At 66.6% G+C, this 18,129-nt stretch carries 15 protein-coding genes; 9 read left to right on the top strand and 6 right to left on the bottom strand.

Annotation, left to right across the window (positions count from 1 at the left end):
- Positions 1 to 189: 189 nt before the first annotated feature.
- The 4 genes from AAHK20_RS12815 to otsA all read left to right on the top strand — a co-directional run bounded on the left by AAHK20_RS12815 (position 190) and on the right by otsA (position 4,245).
- The gene (locus tag AAHK20_RS12815) at positions 190 to 453 is read left to right on the top strand and encodes a hypothetical protein (RefSeq protein WP_449181828.1); all 264 of its coding nucleotides are present in this window, start codon (positions 190 to 192) and stop codon (positions 451 to 453) included.
- A 187-nt stretch (positions 454 to 640) separates the two neighbouring features.
- Entirely contained in the window at positions 641 to 2,062 is a 1,422-nt protein-coding gene (locus AAHK20_RS12810; protein WP_449181827.1) for a sigma-54-dependent transcriptional regulator, read from the top strand.
- Between the two features lie 352 nt (positions 2,063 to 2,414).
- Positions 2,415 to 2,633, top strand: a complete 219-nt coding sequence (locus tag AAHK20_RS12805; RefSeq protein ID WP_449181826.1) for a hypothetical protein — start codon at positions 2,415 to 2,417, stop codon at positions 2,631 to 2,633.
- Between the two features lie 190 nt (positions 2,634 to 2,823).
- Positions 2,824 to 4,245: an alpha,alpha-trehalose-phosphate synthase (UDP-forming) gene (gene otsA, locus AAHK20_RS12800; RefSeq protein WP_449181825.1), complete on the top strand. Its 1,422-nt coding sequence runs from the start codon at positions 2,824 to 2,826 to the stop codon at positions 4,243 to 4,245.
- A 99-nt stretch (positions 4,246 to 4,344) separates the two neighbouring features.
- Here the strand turns inward: otsA and AAHK20_RS12795 are convergent, their stop codons facing one another.
- From AAHK20_RS12795 to AAHK20_RS12775, 5 genes are all read right to left on the bottom strand, one after another.
- Entirely contained in the window at positions 4,345 to 5,850 is a 1,506-nt protein-coding gene (locus AAHK20_RS12795; protein WP_449181824.1) for an RNA polymerase factor sigma-54, read from the bottom strand.
- Between the two features lie 221 nt (positions 5,851 to 6,071).
- Positions 6,072 to 6,530 (bottom strand): PA2169 family four-helix-bundle protein, encoded by a 459-nt coding sequence (locus AAHK20_RS12790; protein WP_449181822.1) that lies wholly within the window; start codon positions 6,528 to 6,530, stop codon positions 6,072 to 6,074.
- 143 nt (positions 6,531 to 6,673) lie between these two features.
- On the bottom strand, positions 6,674 to 7,258 hold the full coding sequence (locus AAHK20_RS12785; protein WP_449181821.1) for a glycine zipper domain-containing protein: 585 nt from the start codon (positions 7,256 to 7,258) through the stop codon (positions 6,674 to 6,676).
- A 204-nt stretch (positions 7,259 to 7,462) separates the two neighbouring features.
- The gene (locus tag AAHK20_RS12780; protein WP_449181820.1) at positions 7,463 to 8,821 is read right to left on the bottom strand and encodes an MFS transporter; all 1,359 of its coding nucleotides are present in this window, start codon (positions 8,819 to 8,821) and stop codon (positions 7,463 to 7,465) included.
- A gap of 88 nt (positions 8,822 to 8,909) precedes the next feature.
- The gene (locus AAHK20_RS12775; protein ID WP_449181819.1) at positions 8,910 to 9,419 is read right to left on the bottom strand and encodes a YbhB/YbcL family Raf kinase inhibitor-like protein; all 510 of its coding nucleotides are present in this window, start codon (positions 9,417 to 9,419) and stop codon (positions 8,910 to 8,912) included.
- Between the two features lie 316 nt (positions 9,420 to 9,735).
- Here AAHK20_RS12775 and AAHK20_RS12770 point away from each other — a divergent pair, with 316 nt between their 5' ends.
- The 4 genes from AAHK20_RS12770 to menD are packed head-to-tail and all read left to right on the top strand — an operon-like array spanning position 9,736 to position 13,893.
- Positions 9,736 to 10,338 (top strand): hypothetical protein, encoded by a 603-nt coding sequence (locus AAHK20_RS12770; protein WP_449181818.1) that lies wholly within the window; start codon positions 9,736 to 9,738, stop codon positions 10,336 to 10,338.
- Between the two features lie 26 nt (positions 10,339 to 10,364).
- Positions 10,365 to 10,916 carry an HrpB1 family type III secretion system apparatus protein gene (locus tag AAHK20_RS12765; protein WP_449181817.1) on the top strand — a complete coding sequence of 184 codons (552 nt, stop codon included), beginning with the start codon at positions 10,365 to 10,367 and terminating at the stop codon, positions 10,914 to 10,916.
- 50 nt (positions 10,917 to 10,966) lie between these two features.
- Entirely contained in the window at positions 10,967 to 12,010 is a 1,044-nt protein-coding gene (locus tag AAHK20_RS12760) for an LLM class flavin-dependent oxidoreductase (protein WP_449181816.1), read from the top strand.
- The gene (menD, locus tag AAHK20_RS12755; RefSeq protein ID WP_449181815.1) at positions 12,007 to 13,893 is read left to right on the top strand and encodes a 2-succinyl-5-enolpyruvyl-6-hydroxy-3-cyclohexene-1-carboxylic-acid synthase; all 1,887 of its coding nucleotides are present in this window, start codon (positions 12,007 to 12,009) and stop codon (positions 13,891 to 13,893) included. Before AAHK20_RS12760 ends, menD begins: the two co-directional genes overlap by 4 nt.
- Before the next feature lie 85 nt (positions 13,894 to 13,978).
- Here menD and AAHK20_RS12750 read toward each other — a convergent pair whose 3' ends face one another.
- Complete coding sequence (locus AAHK20_RS12750) at positions 13,979 to 14,893, bottom strand: NAD(P)-dependent oxidoreductase (protein WP_449181814.1); 915 nt, start codon at positions 14,891 to 14,893, stop codon at positions 13,979 to 13,981.
- Positions 14,894 to 15,155: 262 nt separating this feature from the next.
- On the opposite strand from AAHK20_RS12750, the gene AAHK20_RS12745 reads away from it, so the two are divergent.
- Positions 15,156 to 18,116, top strand: a complete 2,961-nt coding sequence (locus tag AAHK20_RS12745) for a molybdopterin oxidoreductase family protein (protein WP_449181813.1) — start codon at positions 15,156 to 15,158, stop codon at positions 18,114 to 18,116.
- Positions 18,117 to 18,129: the final 13 nt, after the last annotated feature.

Below are 18,129 nucleotides of genomic sequence, written 5' to 3'. Positions count from 1 at the left end.
AGACGGGGGCTGTGCGGCGGCCGGAATATCGGTTGATTCGGCCCTCATGCGGTCGTCGCGTGCGTCGGGCCGCTATGCTTGAAAAGCGATAGGACGGCTCGCATCCGCGGCATTCAGAGGCGGCGTCCGGCAACATCGTGCGGGCGTCCGTGGTTCGTGCATCAGGACAAACAGATCAGGGGGACTCCCATGGCTCGCCCCAGAATCGGCATTTTCGGCGCGCTCGTCGCCGTGGGCGGCATGCTCGCCTGGCATTGGTCACAGAAGCACCGCGCCTCGCAGACGCGGCTCGTGCAGGACCTGAACCGCTGGGAAAACGAGGGCGGAGCGGTGGCCGCGTCGACCCAGACCGCGCCTTTGCCGATGTCTCCGAAGCCGGAGAAGGCCGATCAGGCCAACGGCCGTGCGGACGGCGGCAATGAGCCCGGCGTCTGGCATTTCCCGCACGGCTGAGCGGCGAGGCGTGCGTCGAGCGCCCTGAGCCGCCGGTGAGCCGGCGGCGCGTCGATCCGCCCGCAATACGTATCAAAACGTTTCATTTCGGTGCATTTGGCTTTGACGTGCAACAATGGGACTCGAAAGCGGCGCTTGCCGCTCGTATTGTTGTGAAGATAACCCTACTGGAAGCATTCGACCCACAATGCCTCATGTACTGATTGTCGACGACGACCCGAACACCCGCGACGCGCTCGCGGAGATCATCGGCGCGGACGGTCTGACGACGGCTACCGCGGGCGACCTGCGCGAAGCGCGCATCCAGCTCGTGCGGCAGACGCCGGATGTCGTGTTCACCGATCTGAAGCTGCCTGACGGCAGCGGCGTCGATCTGTTCGAGGATCTCGATCCGCGCTCGGGCGTCGAGATCATCGTCATCACTGGTCATGCAACGGTGGAATCCGCGGTCAGCGCGCTGAAAATGGGCGCGGCCGACTACCTCGTCAAGCCGGTCAACATGCAGCGCGTGAAGGCGATTCTCGAGCGCCTGCCGCGCCCGGGCGACCTCAAGGCGCAGATCGGCACGCTGCGCGGCGAGCTGCGCAGGATGGGGCGCTTCGGCTTGATGCTCGGCAGCTCGCCTGTGATGCAGGAGGTCTATGACCAGATCGGCCGCGTCGCGCCGACGGCGGCGTCGGTGCTGCTCGTCGGCGAATCGGGCACCGGCAAGGAGGTCGCCGCCCAGACGCTGCACGAGCTGAGCCTGCGGCGCAAGCATGCGTTTCTGGCGGTCAACTGCGGCGCGATCTCGCCGAACCTCATCGAATCGGAAATGTTCGGCCACGAGCGCGGCTCGTTCACGGGCGCGGACCGTCAGCACAAGGGCTATTTCGAGCGCGCGAACGGCGGCACGCTGTTTCTCGACGAAATCACCGAGATGCCGGCCGAGCTGCAGGTCAAGCTGTTGCGCGTACTGGAGACGGGCGCCTTCATGCGCGTGGGCACGACCAAGGAGATCGAGACCGACGTGCGCGTGATCGCGGCGACCAACCGCGATCCGGAAGAGGCGGTGCTCGAAGGCAAGCTGCGTCTGGACCTGTATCACCGGCTCAACGTGTTTCCGATCAGCTTGCCGCCGCTGCGCGATCGCGGCGGCGATGTCGGTCTGCTCGCGCAAGCGTTTCTCGATGAGCTGAACGATCGTCATGGCACGAAGAAGCAGTTTCCGCCGGCTGTGAAGGAGATGATGTCGTCGTATCCGTGGGCCGGGAACGTGCGCGAACTGAAGAACTACGTGCAGCGCGCGTACATCATGGCAAGCACCGGTTCCGATACCACGGCGACGGTGCCGCTGCAGATCTCGCTGTCGAAGCCGTCGACAGGCACGGCCGTCACGATTGCGTTCGGCACCTCGCTCGCGGACGCGGACCGGCAACTGATACTCGCGACGCTCGAGCAGTGCGGCGGCGTGAAGACGCGCGCGGCGGAGATCCTCGGCATCAGCTTGAAGACGCTCTACAACCGGCTCGTCGAATACGGCGACGACGCGAAGGCGGCTGCAGCAGCAGAGGCCGGCGAGGCATCGGCGACGGCGGGCGAGGCGGGTACGCCGGGTGCGTCGGTGTAAGCGGACCGGTCACAGGCGGCCGGGCGGGAGGGTTCGATGCGTGCGTTTGAATTCGACGCTTTGCGCTTGCACACGCCGGAGCCCGAGCCGCCGCATCCGCAAGAGCCGCCCGAGCCTCCCGCGCCGCCGATCGGCGATCCACCCCCATGGCCCGAAGTGAAACCGGCCGCGAGATCGTCGGGAAGCGCCGCGTTTGAAACGCAGGGATGACGTACCAGCCGCGCGCCGCGCTGCAATGTACAGGTTACAAAAATCGCGAAATTGTTACCGCGCGAATTTCCTGCCAGCGTCTAGACTAATTGGTTGATATCCCCGCTTGGGGCGCTCGCCTTCCTTTCGTCGGAGGCATCACATGAGACACCCAGCCTTGCGGCGCTCCGCGCGCCATGCTCAGAAGCGCGAAATGCGCAGCAGTCCGGGCGGCAGCGCGCCGCCCCAGCCATCGCACGATCCCGCCTCGCAAAATCGGCCCGCGCCCAACGCCCCGCCGGACGGGGATCACAACCAGGGCGGCGTGCGCCAGGAAGGCATCGACTATCAGCGCGACCTCGGTTCCGAGCAGGACGCCTAAGTTTTTTGCGGTACGCCTTTCATCGCATCTTTGTCCGCACGACGCCGCGCGGGCGCCGTCGTGCGCGTTGCATTTTCATACAACTTTTTCGACACGCTCAGAGACATAAGGCACGCGGCTTGCGTAGGCTCTCCTTCGAACGAGGTGAAAGCTTCGCTCATGCCATGACAACCGAAGAGGTGTAGCCGTAATGAGCAGACTAATCGTGGTATCGAATCGCGTTGCGCCGACGCAGGAGGGCCGGCCCGCAGCGGGAGGTTTGGCTATTGGCGTTCTCGACGCGTTGAAGGAAACCGGTGGGGTCTGGTTCGGATGGAGCGGTGAGATCGTCGGCGAGGCGGGTGAGCCCGTCATTGAAAAGCAGGGCAATGTGACATACGCGACGGTCGGGCTCTCGCGCCGCGACTACGACCAGTACTACCGAGGCTTTTCGAACGCGACGCTGTGGCCTGCGTTCCACTATCGCACGGACCTCGCGCGCTACGACCGGCAGGAATACGCGGGCTATCTGCGCGTCAACGCGATGCTCGCGAAGCAGCTGAAAGCGCTCCTCAAGCCCGACGACATCGTCTGGGTCCACGACTATCACTTGCTGCCGTTTGCGCAGTGCCTGCGCGAGTTGGGTGTCGCCAATCCGATCGGCTTTTTCCTGCACATTCCGTTTCCGGTTCCCGAGATGCTGCGCACCGTGCCGCCCCACGAAGAACTCGTGAAAAGCATGTGCGCCTATGACGTGGTCGGTTTCCAGACCGACTCGGACCGGCAGTCGTTCGTCGACTACATCGAGCGCGGGCATTTCGGCCACGTGAGCGAGGGCGGCATGGTCCACGCACACGGTCATATGTTCAAGGTCGCGGCCTATCCGATCGGCGTTTATCCGGACGCGATTGCCCAAGCCGCGCAGCAGTTCGCGGACCGCAAACCGGTCAGGGCGCTGCGCGACGCGATGCGCGGCCGCCGGGTGATCATGAGCGTCGACCGGCTCGATTATTCGAAGGGGCTCGTCGAGCGCTTCCAGGCGTTCGAGCGGTTCCTGCTCAATGCGCCGGGCTGGCATGGGCGCGTGTCGCTCGTGCAGGTCGCGCCGCCGACGCGCTCTGACGTGCAAACGTATCAGCGCATCCGGCAGAACCTCGAAGGCGAGGCGGGGCGCATCAATGGACGCTTCGCGCAGCTCGACTGGACGCCGATTCAGTACCTCAACCGCAAGTACGAGCGCAATCTGCTGATGGCGCTGTTCCGGATGTCGCAGGTCGGCTACGTGACGCCGCTGCGCGACGGCATGAATCTCGTTGCGAAGGAGTACGTTGCGTCGCAGGACCCGGCAGACCCGGGCGTTCTCGTGCTGTCGCAATTCGCGGGTGCGGCGGAGCAGCTGCCGGGTGCGCTCGTCGTGAATCCGTTCGATTTGTCGCAGACGGCCGAGGCACTCGAGCGGGCGCTGTCGATGCCGCTCGAAGAGCGGCAGGCGCGTCACGCCGACATGATGGGGCCGCTGCGCGAGATGGATCTCTCGAAGTGGCGCGATGCGTTCCTCGCTGATCTCGGGCGAGTCGCGACGGCCGCGACGGTGACGCGCAACGCAGTGAAGTTCGCGAATATCGCCGCGTGATCTAGCGATTCGATTTGAAAGGGGGCACCGCCTTTCGGGCGGCGCCCCCGCTCTTTGTCTGCGCTTTGCTTTTTACGTCGCCCTCGCGTCGGCGAGCGATCACCGCTGCCGCAACTGCGCAGGCGGCACCTTCATCAGATTCCGATACTTCGCGACCGTGCGCCGCGCGACGATCATCCCTTCCTGCGCGAGCAGCTTCGCGAGGCTCACGTCGGAGAGCGGATCGTGCACGTCCTCCTGGGCGATCAACTCCTTGATCAACGCGCGCACCGCCGCGGCCGAGCAGCGTCCGCCGGTTTCGGTCGCGAGCTTGCGCGGGAAGAAGTGGCGGAATTCGAAGATGCCGCGCGGCGTCGCCATGTACTTGTTGCTCGACGCGCGCGAGACCGTCGATTCGTGCAGGCCGAGCTCGTCGGCCACTTCGCGCAGCACGAGCGGCTTGAGCGCGATCTCGCCATAGTCGAAGAACGCCTTCTGATGCGCGACGATGCACTCGGCGACGCGCTGGATCGTCGTGAAGCGCTGCTCGGCGTTGCGCAGCAGCCAGCGCGCTTCCTGAAGCTGCTGGCCGAGCGGCGAGGCGTTCGTGCTCGTGGCCTGCGCGAACATCTCCGCGTACACGCGGTGGATGCGCGCGCGCGGCAACACGGCCGGATTGATCGCGACGACCCACTGATGCTTCACCTGCCGCACGATCACGTCCGGCACGACGTAGTTGTCGGCGGGATGCGCGTACGCTTCGCCGGGCTTTGGGTCGAGCCGCCGCACGAGCATGCATGCGACGCGCAGCTCTTCGGCCGAGCAGCCCGTCTGCTTTTGCAGCTCGGCGTGCTCGCGGCGCGCGAGGCGTTCGAGGTGGTGTTCGGCGATTTCCAGCGCGAGCGCGCGGCCTGGCGTGTCGTCGGGCATCGCCTGCAATTGCAGGCTCAAGCATTCCGACAGCGAGCGGGCGCCCACACCCGGTTTGTCGAGCGTCTGCACGAGCCGCACCGCGACGCGCAGTTCCTCTTCGGTCAGCGGCGGATCGGCTTCGCACACCTCGGTGAGTTCATCGAGCGGATCGCGCAGATAGCCGTCGTCGTCGAGCGCTTCGATGATGATCTGGGCGGCGACGCGGTCGCGCTCGTTCAACGGATACACGTTCAAGAAGCTATGCATCTGCTCGTGCATCGTCGGTTGCGCATGCGCCCAGGTGCCGGGGTCGACATCGTCGGCATCGCCGTTGTGCCGCGTGTTCGCGCGCGTCGACCAGTCGGTGGCGAACTCGCCCACGTCGCCGGAGTCGCCTGCGGGCCGGTCCGCGTGCTGGTCCAGCGAGGCATCGCCGGCGGCTTCTGCGCCCTCGGGCGTCATTTCGGCTGGAGCGGGGGCCGCAGCCGCCGCATCGGCTTCATAGCCGGGGTGGACGTCCGCGTTGCCATCGGCGGCGGGCTCGGCCTCCTCCGTCGAAGGCTCCTCGAGTTCGAGGAATGGATTCGTGTCGAGCGCTTGCCGCACTTCCTGTTCGAATTCGAGCGAAGACAACTGCAAGAGGCGCACCGATTGTTGCAGACGCGGTGTCAGCGCGACGTGCTGCTTGTGATGGAGTTCGAGAATAGGTGGCATGTTGAGCGTCCCGTCGTTAGCAAGGTTCGCTCCTGTCCTGCAATGGCCGTACCAGTTTGCTCAACCTGCTGATTTGCAGGGGTTTTCGATTTCAGCAAGCGCGTCCGAAGCGCACTTTTTACAACGTGCCCGCAAAAGTGCGGTGAATTTCGTGCGAAAAAAGCGGCCGCCCGATTCGGAGCGGCCGCCGTGTTGTGAAAGGGCTCGATCGCGGTCGAGGGCTACGGCTTCATCATCCCGCTGCCATGCTGGCTGCGCAGTGAGCGCAGGCGATCGTGATTTTCGCGCACGCCTTGATATTGCCGTTCGACGACTTGCCTGACGTCGGCCGGCAGCTCCGCATCGAGCGCCATCCGGTAGTGGTGCTCGGCGGTGTCTTCACCGCGCTCGCATTCGTTGAGGATCGCTTCATCGCTGCGGCCGGAGACGACGGTCTTTACGCCGAGCCAGCCGCGATGCAGCGCGCCGCCCATCGACCCATGGTTCTCCGGCCTGCCGCCCATTCCCCGCACGAGGTCCTGCAATTCGCGCGCGGCCCGCGTGCAGTCGTTGGCGCGGCTCGAAAACAAGAGTTTGAGTTGCTGGTCGCGGGTTGCTTCGGCGGCTTTGTGAAATTCGCGTTCGCCGTCCTTCGACGTTTCCGTGAGATCGTTCAGCACCGCAATGACGTTAGTTGACATAGGGGCCTCCTCAGGCGTAATGACGCGCGAAGCGCGTCGGGGGCGGTTGTGAGGTCATGCATAGGCCATGCCAGCGAATAAGCCGCCGCGCCGCGCGCAGACTTCTCGCGTGGATGACATGAGTGAGCGACTGCGCCTTGCCGCTACGCTTCGCGCTGATTCATTTCGGCCATCGGCGTCGGCGTTCTGGTCGGATCGAAGTCGGACCAGCGGCCTTGCTGCCAGCGTCCCGTCGCGCGCTCGATCGCCATGCCGCCGGCTTCGCGCAGCACCGTCGCGGCCTCGAGCTGATTTTCCGGGCAGACGTGCACGGCGACGAGCACGCCGGAATCGCGCATTTCGTGGAGCACGGCGTGCGCGACCGAGTCGTGCAGCGGCGGGGCGGTGCTCGCCCTGTCATGCATGGCGGAGCCGATCATCGACCCGACGTAGGCCCCCACGCCAGCGGCAATCACCGCGATCAGAAGCGACGTCGTGATCGACATGAAGATCGCGACCCCCGCGATCGCGCCCGCCACCGCGCCGATCGTGGCGCCGCGGCTCGGGCCCTTGGCGCCGTGCAGCATGGCGGCGCTCGGATGCTCGGACGATTTGCGCGCGTGCTGTCCACGCGGGTTCACGAAAAACAGATTGACGTCTTCTTCGACGAAGCCGCGATTGAACAGCTGCTGGGCGGCAGCTTCGGCGGCAGGGAAGGTGGTGAAGCGTCCAGCGACGATGAGTGACATGGCGCCTCCTTGGCATCGTTGAAAAACCATGCGTAGAGGCCCGGCGCCGCGCCGCAACAATGCGTGACGCGGGCACAACCTTAGAGTAGTGCGTGGGCCGCGAGTGCGGAAAGTGCGGGTTTTTGCGGAGAGAAAAATGTGCGGCAGGCGAGGGCCAGGCATGCGCGCGCGCCGCGTGCCTGGCGCGCTATTCAGCGCAGGCGCTCAGGCCACCTTTGGCTGCATCACCCGCAGCGTGCTCACCACCGAAGCCACGGCGGCAAACGCCGCGGCGACATAGAGGGTCACCGTCGGCCCGCTGACCGGCGCGAAGCCGAAGATCAGCGCGACGAGCGCGGCACCCAGCGTTTGCCCAGTGAGACGCGCGGTGCCGAGCATGCCGCTTGCGCCGCCGCTGCGCTCGCGCGGCGCGGACGACAGCAGCGTGCGGTTGTTGGGCGACTGAAAGATGCCGAAGCCGGCTCCGCACAGCGCCATGCGCCAGGCGATGTCGAGGGGCGTTGGATGCGCGCCGAGCGTCGCGAGCAAGAGGAGCCCGGCGGTCATCGCGACGAGCCCGGCTCCGCCGAGGAGGCCTGACGAGTAGCGGTCCGACAGCACGCCGGAAAGTGGCGCCGCGAAGATGATCGCGAACGGCCAAGGCGTGATCAAGAGCCCCGTTTGCACCTGCGAAAACCCGAGCGTGTTCTGAAACAGGAACGGCAGCGACACGAATGCGAGCATCTGCGCGCAGAACGAGCAGATCGACGTGCAGACCGACAGCGCGAACACCGGAATCTTCAAGAGATCGACGGGAAGGAGCGGCGCGGCCTGCGTCAGCTGCCGGCGCACGAAGAAATAGCCGATGATCGCGGCGCCGAGCAATTCCGCCGCCGCATAACCGCGGTTTTCGCCGTGGCCGAGGCTGTCGATCGCGACGATCAACAGCCCGAACACGAACGCGTTCATGACCGCGCTCACGTAGTCGTACGGCGAGTCGTGGCCGGGGTTGGTCGGCAGCGCCCGGACGGCGCCCAGCATCGCCGCGACGCCGATCGGCACGTTGATCGCAAAGAGCCACGGCCAGTTGGCGACGGACAGCACGGCCGACGCCACGGTCGGCCCCACCGCCGACGACACCGCCACCACCATCGCGTTGATCGCGATCCCGCGCCCGAGCTGCGTGCGCGGATAGATCATGCGCACGAGCGCGGTGTTGACGCTCATGATGCCCGCGGCGCCGAAGCCTTGGATCACGCGCGCGATCGCGAGCGTCGCAAGCGACCCGGAGAGCGCGCAGCCGAGCGACGCGACCGTGAAGAGCACGAGCCCCGCCGTGTACACGCGCCGGTAGCCGATGCGGTCGCCGAGCGAGGCGAGCGGCAGCAGCGAGATCGTGATCGACAGCTGATAGGCGTTGACGACCCAGATCGACGCGGCGGCGCTTGCTTTCAGATCGCGCGCGATGGTCGGCAGCGCGACGTTGGCGATGGCGCTGTCGAGCACCGCGAGCGTGATGCCGAGCGCAACGACGACGATGGCCCAATAGCGTTGCGGCAGGGGCAGACCTTGTTCGTGGTCCATCTTGGTCTTGGTGGAGTCTGGGGGAAGTGAAACAAAAGCGGCGGGCCGCGCGTGTCGCCGCGCAGCCCGCCGCATCGTGCTTGGCCGCTTACTTGAGTTCGTAGAGGCCGGTGTAGGTCGTCGAGTCGATTTCGTTCAGATGCGTCATGAAGCGCGCGACGGCGTTGGTCGTCTCGGCGGTAATCGGCAAATTCGCGACCTTGAGCGCATGCAGACGGAAGATGTAGCGATGCGTGCGGTCGCCGCGCGGGGGCGCCGCGCCGCCGAAGCCCTGCGTGCCGTAATCGTTCCTCACCTGCAGCGCGCCGGCCGGCAGGAGAGCGCCGTCCGCGCTGCCTGCGTTGCGCGGCAGCGCGCGCGCGTCGGCCGGGATGTTGACCACGACCCAGTGCCAGAAGCCGCTGCCCGTCGGCGCATCGGGATCGTGGATCGTGAGCGCGAAGCTCTCCGTGCCTTCCGGCGGCGAGTCCCACTGCAGCGCCGGCGACGTGTTGCCGCCTTCGCCGTCGACGCCGAACGTCTTGTCGTTCATTTCCTGCGCTTTCGTCATGAAGCCGTTGGCGGGAAAGTCGTCGGACCAGATTCTGAAATCTGCCATGGGATGCCTCCTTTAAACAGGGGTTCGAGGTGGGGCTGACGCGCGGTTCGCGAGACGGAATGTGACACGGCGTGTGGCACATCGTGATTGATCGGCAAACGCTCTGCAAACGCGCCGGTGAGCCAATCGAGTTTAGCACCGCGCTATCTGCCTTGCCGCCGGCTTCGCATCCGGCGACGACGCTTCGTATCGGCGCAACCCATCCCCCGGAGTGTTTATAAGCTGCGTGAGAGCCGCAAGCGGTGGCTTCGACATGGAGCCCGCGGCGCACCGATCACGAGTCTTCTTCGCACGTCCACTTCGAGGTGACATAGCAATGAATACGATTTCGTCCGCTTACCTGAATCCGGCCCCCACGCCGAACAACAACACGTCCAGCACGGGGCAATCGTCGACCGCCGAGGTCGAACAGCTGTTGCAAGACATCGAGAATCTGCTGGAAAGCGCAGGCGGCGGTGGCGGCTCGAACCCCGCCGCGGGTTCCGGCGCGGGCGGCGGCAGCCCCCAACCCCAGCCGACCAACTTCGCGAGCACCACGCCCGGTGCAGGCGGTGCCGGTGGCGCGGGTGGAGCCGGCGGCGGGGCAGGCGGCACGGGTGGTGTCGGCGCCGGTGCGGGGCAAGGTCTGCACGACGTGAAGATCAATTCGCAAGCGGGCGGCGAAGCGCTGCACTTGCAGGAAGACAGCCAGGGCAACCTGTACAACGGCAGCGGCAATTCGGTCGGCCGCATCAACTCGGACGGCAGCGTGTCGCTCAACTCCGGCGCGACGAAGGAAATCCAGCGCCTCGAGACCGGCAACAATCCGCTCGGCATCCCTCTCACCAAGCCGCAAACGAGCGACGGCGGCAACGCCACGTTCTCGTCCTCGCAGGTCACGGTCGAGGCCGGCGACTTGAACCAGTCGAACGACTTCTGAGGCGTTAGCCGACGGAGACGCGTCACGTGCATCGAAGCGGTGCGACGTCGGCTAACCGCGCGCCCAACCGCGCGGCGAGCGGTGCGGCGTCGCCCGCTCATCCTGCGCATCCTGCCTATGCGCAGTGCCGTGACGAGGTCGTCGGGATGCTGCTCAAGATCTTCTCGCTCGGCTTGAAGGACGCGCCGCGCGAGGATCTGGAGGACATCCTGCTCGCGTTGCGCGTGCTGCGCCGCGACGCGCTCGCGGTCGATCTCGGCGAAGTCCGCCTGCGCATCCGCGAGACCGACTGGATCGGCGCCGTGCGGCTCTTGAAGCGCCTCGAATCGGTGGACAAGAGCAACGCGGCGTCGATCGCTTTGCTGGCCGGCTGCCTCTTCAAGCTCCACGACGACGAGTGGCGCCGCTATGTCGCGAATCTGCTGCGCGACGGCGCGAACGGCGCCGCGCTCGCGCTCGTGAGCCGCTTCATCGAGACGGGCGAGACCGTGCGGCAGATGCCCAATGGCCCTGCCGTCGACGACTTGCGCACGCGCATCGCCGACGTGCTGCGCACGGGCGGCATGTCGACTTATTGAGCGTGACTTTGCTACACGCGGATCGTGCACCCAACACCCCAGGAGATGAAATGCAAATCGGCATGTTCATGACCATGCCCGCACCGGAGCCGCGGCCCGCCGCCGAGATCCTGTCGCGCGGAATCGAGCTGGCCGTCGCCGCCGAGCAACTGGGGTTGAGCCACGTCTGGCTCGCCGAGCATCACTTCACGAACTACGCGTACTCGTCGCGGCCGCTGATGCTGCTCTCGCATATCGCGGCGCGCACGCGCCGCATTCGTCTCGGCACGGCGATCGTGCCGTTGCCGCTGCATCATCCGCTCGTCGTCGCGGAAGAGCTCGCGATGCTCGACGTGCTCTCGGGCGGCCGCGCCGAGGCGGGCTTCGGCAAGGGCTATCAGCAGTATCAATACGAGCGCTTCGGGCTCGTCAAAGGCGCGCATCCGCAGCGCGACGACGAGGCGCTCGACATCGTGCAGCGCGCGCTGCACTTGCCGTTCGTCGAGTTCGAAGGCGCCGAATTCCACATCCCGCGCACGCGGCTTTATCCGCGGCCGCTGCAGACGCGCATGCCGTGCTGGGTCGTCGTCAATTCGAGCGAGCGCGCGCAGATCGAGCAGGCGATCGCGCGCCGCATGAATCTTTTCACCGGCGTGCTCGAACCGATCTCGAAGCTCATCAATATCCGCGAGCGCTATCCGGACCTCGCGCCGCAGCTCGCGGGACTGCGCATCGGCACGCAACGGCCCGTCTATGTCGCGGAGAGTGAAGCCGAGGCGCGCGAGGCGATCGAGCAGGTGCGCTGGAACGGGCGTGCGACGCTGCGTCTGCGGCATGGATTGGGCAATGTCGTCGATGGCGTCGTGTGCGCGGACCCTTTTGCGGACGAGCCGCCGGCCGATGCGTTGTGCGAAGACTTCGTCGTGATCGGCACCGCCGAGCAATGCGTGCGGCAACTGGAGCGGATTCGCGACGGCATCGGCTGCGACTACTTCAGCGCGAGCTTCTGGTTCGGCGCGCTGCCGCAAGCGCAGGTGCTCGCGTCGATGCGGCGCTTTGCGGAACAGGTGATGCCGGCGTTCGCCGAGGCGCACGTCGAGGAGATGCAAGCATGAATGCGCTAGCGGCACTGGCTGCGGACGGGGCGTTGCTGAACGAGGGGAGTGCGGTTGCAGTATTCGATGCGACGCGGGGCGATCCATCCGTCAGCGATACGATCGCCCCCTCCACCTTGAACGACCTCTGGCTCCATTGCATCCTCGATGCGCTCGCCGCGCATGGCGTGCGCCGCGCGGTGCTCTCGCCGGGCGGCCGCAGCGCGGCGCTCGTGCTCGCCACGCGCGAGCGCGAAAGCTTCGTCGATACGCTCGTCTGTACCGACGAGCGCAGCGGCGCATTCGCGGCGCTCGGCATGTCGAAGATGACGGGCGAAGCGGTGCTGATCGTCACGACGTCGGGCTCGGCCGTGGCGAACCTCGTGCCCGCGCTGACCGAAGCCGATGCGTGCGGCGTGCCGCTCGTCGTGGTGAGTTGCGACCGGCCGCGCTCGCTGCGCGGCACGGGCTTCGGGCAGATGACCGACCACATCGGCGCGTGCCGGGCGTTCGTGCGCGCGAGCGTCGATCTCGACGATCCGCTCGATTCGCCCGAGGCGCTGATGGCGATGCGAGCCGCCGTCGACGCCGTGCTCGCGCAGTGCCGGGCGCCGCGCCGTGGCCCGGTGCATATCAACGTGCCGATGCTGGGCCGGTTTGATTCGACCGAATCGCCTGAGGCGTCGGCGGCGACGCGGGCTGCGGCGCTGCCGCTGACCGAACAGCCGCTGGCCGTCGGCCGAGCGCTTCGCGATCCTGCCGATAAGCAGCGGCTCGCCACGCAGGCCGATAGCGCCGACGACATCGCTACCGCCTTATCCCATCTCGCCGCACGCCTGCCGTTGATGCCCGGCCTGCGCGGCATGATCGTCGCGGGCCCCGAATGCGGCGTCCCCGGCGACGTGCTCGACGCATTCTGCGCACGCACCGGCTTCCCGGTCATCGCCGACGCCGCCAGCGGCTTGCGCGGCTATGGCCGCGCGGACGTCTCGAGCGGTTTCGATGCGCTCGCGGTGCCGTCGCCGCTCGCCGCGCGCGCGCCCGATCTCGTGATCCGCTTTGGCCACGCGCCCGTGATGCCGCAAGTGCAGAACTATCTGCTCGCGCATCGCGTGCCGACGCTCAAGGTGTCGACGCTTCCCGCCGACGCCGATTACCTGCATCCGTCGTTCGTGCCGCTCGTCGCACCGTCGCCCGTTTTACTCGACGCACTCGCCGAGCGGCTCGCTCCCGGCGACGACAAATGGCGCACGGCGTGGCGCCAGTCGAGCACGCGCGTGCGCGCCGCGCGCGTTCAAGCGCTGGCGGGACTGGAGTGGGGCGAGTTGGTGGCCGCGCAGCAAATCTTCACGCACGACGGCTTCGACTTCGTGCAATTCGGCAACTCGATGCCGGTCCGCCACGCCGATCTGTTCGACGACGTTCGCCCGCGCGTGCGAGCCGCGCTGTCGAACCGGGGCGTGTGGGGGATCGACGGCACGGTCGGGACGTTCATCGGCGCCGCGCGTGCGCGCGGCGGGGCGGGTTTGCTCGTGCTCGGCGATCTCGCGCTGCTGCACGATCTGCCGGCGCTCGCGAGCGCACAGCGACACGCGGGCTGCGCGTGCATCTGCGTGATCAACAACGAGGGCGGCGCGATCTTCGATTTCCTGCCGCTCGCGCAACGTCCCGACTACCGCACCGCCGTGCGCAATCCTCACGCGATCGATTTCGGCTGCCTCGCGGCGGCCTTCGGCCTGCGCTTCGCGCGCGCAGCCGATCGCGAGAGCCTCGCCGCCGCGCTCGACGCCGCCCGCGCGCACGAAGGCGTGACGATCGTCGAAGCCGCCGTGCCCGCGGGGTCGGCGTGCTCGCAGATGGACCAGATGATTGCGGGGATGGCGGCGTTGTTGCGCGGACGGTGATTCGAGTCGACGCCGCGGCAGGCGCTGCCGTGGCGTGAGCGACGGCGATGCGGCGCCGATCGGAGGTGCTGGCGCCGTCCCGCGCTCAGCCCCCGCCCAGCTTCCTCAACCGCCAGATCAAGCTCGACGTATCGAGCCGGTTCCCGCCGAGCGCCTGCACGTCGCCGTAGAACTGATCGATGAGCGCCGTCACCGGCAGCGGCGCGCCGTTGCGTTTCGCTTCGTCGAGACAGATGCCGAGGTCCTTCCTCATCCAGTCCACGGCGAAGCCGAAATCGAACTTGCCTTCGATCATCGTCTTGCCCCGGTTCTCCATCTGCCAGCTCGTCGCCGCGCCTTTGCCGATCGCGTCGAGCACGCGCGCCATGTCGAGGCCCGCGCATTCGCCGAAACGGACCGCTTCGGCGAGACCCTGCACGACGCCGGCCACGGCGATCTGGTTGACCATTTTCGTGAGCTGGCCCGCGCCCGCGGGCCCGAGCAGCGTGACGGCGACCGCGTAATGCGCGAGCGTCGCGGCGACGCGCTCGAATGCGGCGGCATCGTCGCTGCCGCACATGATCGTGAGCTTGCCGTTCTTCGCGCCGGCTTCGCCGCCCGACACGGGCGCATCGATGAACGACACGCCACGCGCCTTTGCCAGCGTCGACAGTTCGCGCGCGACGTCGGCGGAGGCCGTCGTATGGTCGGCGAACACGGCGCCTTGCGCCATGCCGGCGAATGCGCCGTCGTCGCCGAGGGTGATGCTTCGGAGGTCGTCGTCGTTGCCGACACAGGTGAGCACGAGGTCGGCGCCGCTCGCGGCCTCGCACGGCGTGCGCGCCGCCTTGCCGCCGAATTCGGCAACCCATTGCGCGGCTTTTGCTTCCGTACGGTTGTAGACGGTCACGTCGAGACCGGCTTTCGCAAGATGCCCGGCCATCGGATAGCCCATGACGCCGAGGCCGAGAAACGCGACGCGCCGGACGGCGGCGCGAGAGGAAGTGGTCGGATCGCTCACCAGCGGCTCCTATAAAGGACGGGGGAAGGCGCCAATTATGTCAGCGCGCCGAGACACTCGCAGACGCCGTCGTGCCGGCAAGCGCGGACGAGGGGCCTCGGCGTCAACGCCCCCGCGTGATTTTTCGAACTATCGTCGAAGCCGATGGTTCTGATCCGAAATAGCGATTTTTCTTTTGGCGGCCGGCCTTATAGGATTCAGTCATATGCTTATGCCGTTGCCCGGCTTGGCGAGGCGCGTCATGGCGAGAGAAGGAGGTCAGATGGAACACCGAGCCCGGACCCAGAACGAAAAGCTCGAGGTGAAGACCACGACGTGCTACATGTGCGCGTGCCGCTGCGGCATCCGCGTGCATCTTCGCGACGGCGAAGTGCGCTATATCGACGGCAACCCCAACCATCCGCTCAATCAGGGCGTGATCTGCGCGAAGGGGTCGTCGGGGATCATGAAGCAGTATTCGCCCGCACGCCTTACGCAACCGCTGATGCGCAAGCCCGGCGCCGAACGCGGTGCCGCGCAGTTCGAGCCGGTCTCCTGGGAAACCGCGTTCGCGACCCTCGAAAAGCGCCTGTCCCACCTGCGCGCCACCGATCCGAAAAAGTTCGCGCTCTTCACCGGCCGCGACCAGATGCAGGCGCTCACCGGCCTCTTCGCGAAGCAATTCGGCACGCCCAACTACGCGGCGCACGGCGGCTTCTGCTCGGTCAACATGGCGGCCGGGATGATCTACACGATGGGCGGCTCGTTCTGGGAGTTCGGCGGCCCCGACCTCGACAGCGCGAAGCTGTTCTTCATGATCGGCACCGCCGAAGACCATCACTCGAATCCGCTCAAGATCGCGCTCTCGAAGTTCAAGCGCGCGGGCGGTCGCTTCATCGCGATCAATCCGGTGCGCACGGGCTACGCGGCGATCGCGGACGAATGGGTGCCGATCCGCCCCGGCACCGACGGCGCGCTGTTCATGGCGCTGATCCGCGAATTGATCGAAACGAACGCCTACGACCGCGAGTTCGTCACGCGCTACACGAACGCCGCCGAGCTGCTCGACATGGACGAGCAGCGCAACACGTTCGGCCTCTTCGTGCAGGACCCTGAATCGCCCGTCGGCAATCCGCTCTTTCCGCAGAACCGCATGTGGTGGGACCCGGCCGCAGAGCGCGCCGTGGTGCATCACGCGCCCGGCGTCACGCCCGCGCTCGAAGGCCGCTATGCGCTCGCGGACGGCACGCCGGTCGTGCCGTCGTTCGCGCTGCTGCGCGAGCAGGTGGCCGAGTGCACGCCCGAGTGGGCGTCGGAGATCACCGGCATTGCCGCCGATACGATCCGCCGCCTCGCGCGCGAAATGGCCGACACGGCCCGCGACCACAAAATCACGCTGCCGATCCAGTGGACCGACGCGTGGGGCCAGACGCACGACACCGTCACCGGCAACCCGATCGCGTTCCACGCGATGCGCGGGCTCGCCGCGCATTCGAACGGCTTCCAGTCGATTCGCGCGCTGTCGATCCTGATGTCGATCATGGGCACGATCGATCGCCCCGGCGGCTTCCGGCACAAGTCGCCGTATCCGCGCGCGGTGCCGCCGTCGGCGAAACCGCCGAACGATCCGGACGTGATCAAGCCGAATACGCCGCTGGCAACCGGTCCGCTCGGCTGGCCCGCCGCGCCGGAGGATCTCTTTGTCGATAAGGATGGCGAGCCCGGCCGCATCGACAAGGCGTTCTCGTGGGAATACCCGCTCGCGGTCCACGGCCTCATGCACAGCGTCATCACGAACGCCTGGCGCGGCGACCCGTACCCGATCGACACGTTGCTCATCTTCATGGCGAACCTGGCGTGGAACTCGTCGATGAACACGGTCGAGGTGCGCAAGATGCTCACCGACAAGCACGAGAACGGCGAGCACAAGATTCCGTTCATCGTGGTGTGCGACGCGTTCCAGTCCGAGATGACCGCGTTCGCCGACCTGATCCTGCCGGATACGACCTACCTCGAGCGGCACGATGCGATGTCGGTGCTCGATCGTCCGATCTCCGAATACGACGGCCCGGTCGACTCCGTGCGCGTTCCCGTGGTGCCGCCGACCGGCGAATGCAAGCCGTTCCAGGAAGTGCTGATCGAACTCGGCAGCCGGCTGAAGCTGCCGGCGTTCACGAAAGAGGATGGCACGCGCAAGTTCCGCGACTACCCGGACTTCGTCATCAACTTCCAGACCGCGCCCAATTCGGGCGTCGGCTTTCTCGCCGGCTGGCGCGGCAAGGACGGCGACAAGGCGCTCGTCGGCGAGCCGAATCCGAACCAGTGGGAGCAGTACGCGAAGAACAATTGCGTGTTCCATTTCACGCTGCCCGAATCGATCCAGTACATGCGCAACTGCAACGGGCCGTATCTGAAGTGGGCGGTCGAGAACGGCTTCCGCAAGTTCAGCGAGCCGATCGTGATCCAGCTCTACTCGGACGTGCTGCAGAAATTCCGGCTCGCCGCGCGTGGCAAGACGACGGGCCGCCAGCCGCCCGATCACCTGCGTGCGCGTATCGAGCGCTATTTCGATCCGCTGCCGTTCTACTACCCGCCGCTCGAAAACGCCGCGACCGATACCGAGCGTTATCCGCTCGCGGCGATCACGCAGCGTCCGATGGCGATGTACCACTCGTGGGATTCGCAGAACGCGTGGCTGCGGCAGATCCACGGCGAGAACTACCTGTTCATGAATCCGCGCATGGCGCAGGAGAACGGCATCGAAGACGGCGGCTGGATCTACGTCGAATCGCAGTGGGGCAAGGTGCGCTGCATGGCGCGCTACAGCGAGGCGGTCGAGCCGGGGACGGTGTGGACCTGGAACGCGATCGGCAAGGCGGCGGGCGCTTGGAACCTCGGTCCCGACGCGAACGAATCGAAGCACGGATTTCTGCTGAATCACCTGATCACGGACGAGTTGCCCGCTCAGGAAGCGAACGCGGCAGCGGGCGCGCGGATCTCGAATTCCGATCCGGTCACAGGACAGGCCGCGTGGTACGACGTGCGCGTGCGCGTCTATCCGGCTGAAGCCGACGCTGACCACACGCTGCCGCAGTTCGCGCCGATGCAACCGCTGCCCGGCTCGACGGGCGCGAACGCGGTGCAGCGCGTCGTGCAGGCGTATTTCGCGGGGCGCGGCGAATTTGCCAAGCGCCTGGTGCAGGCGGTGAAGCCCGCCGCCAAGCGCCACGACGACGAACAGTAAATGAGCGGGAGCA

The sequence above is a fragment of the Trinickia camelliae genome, from assembly GCF_053525655.1.
Note: the sequence above shows the minus strand (reverse complement) of the source record. Positions and strands in the feature narration are given on the sequence as shown.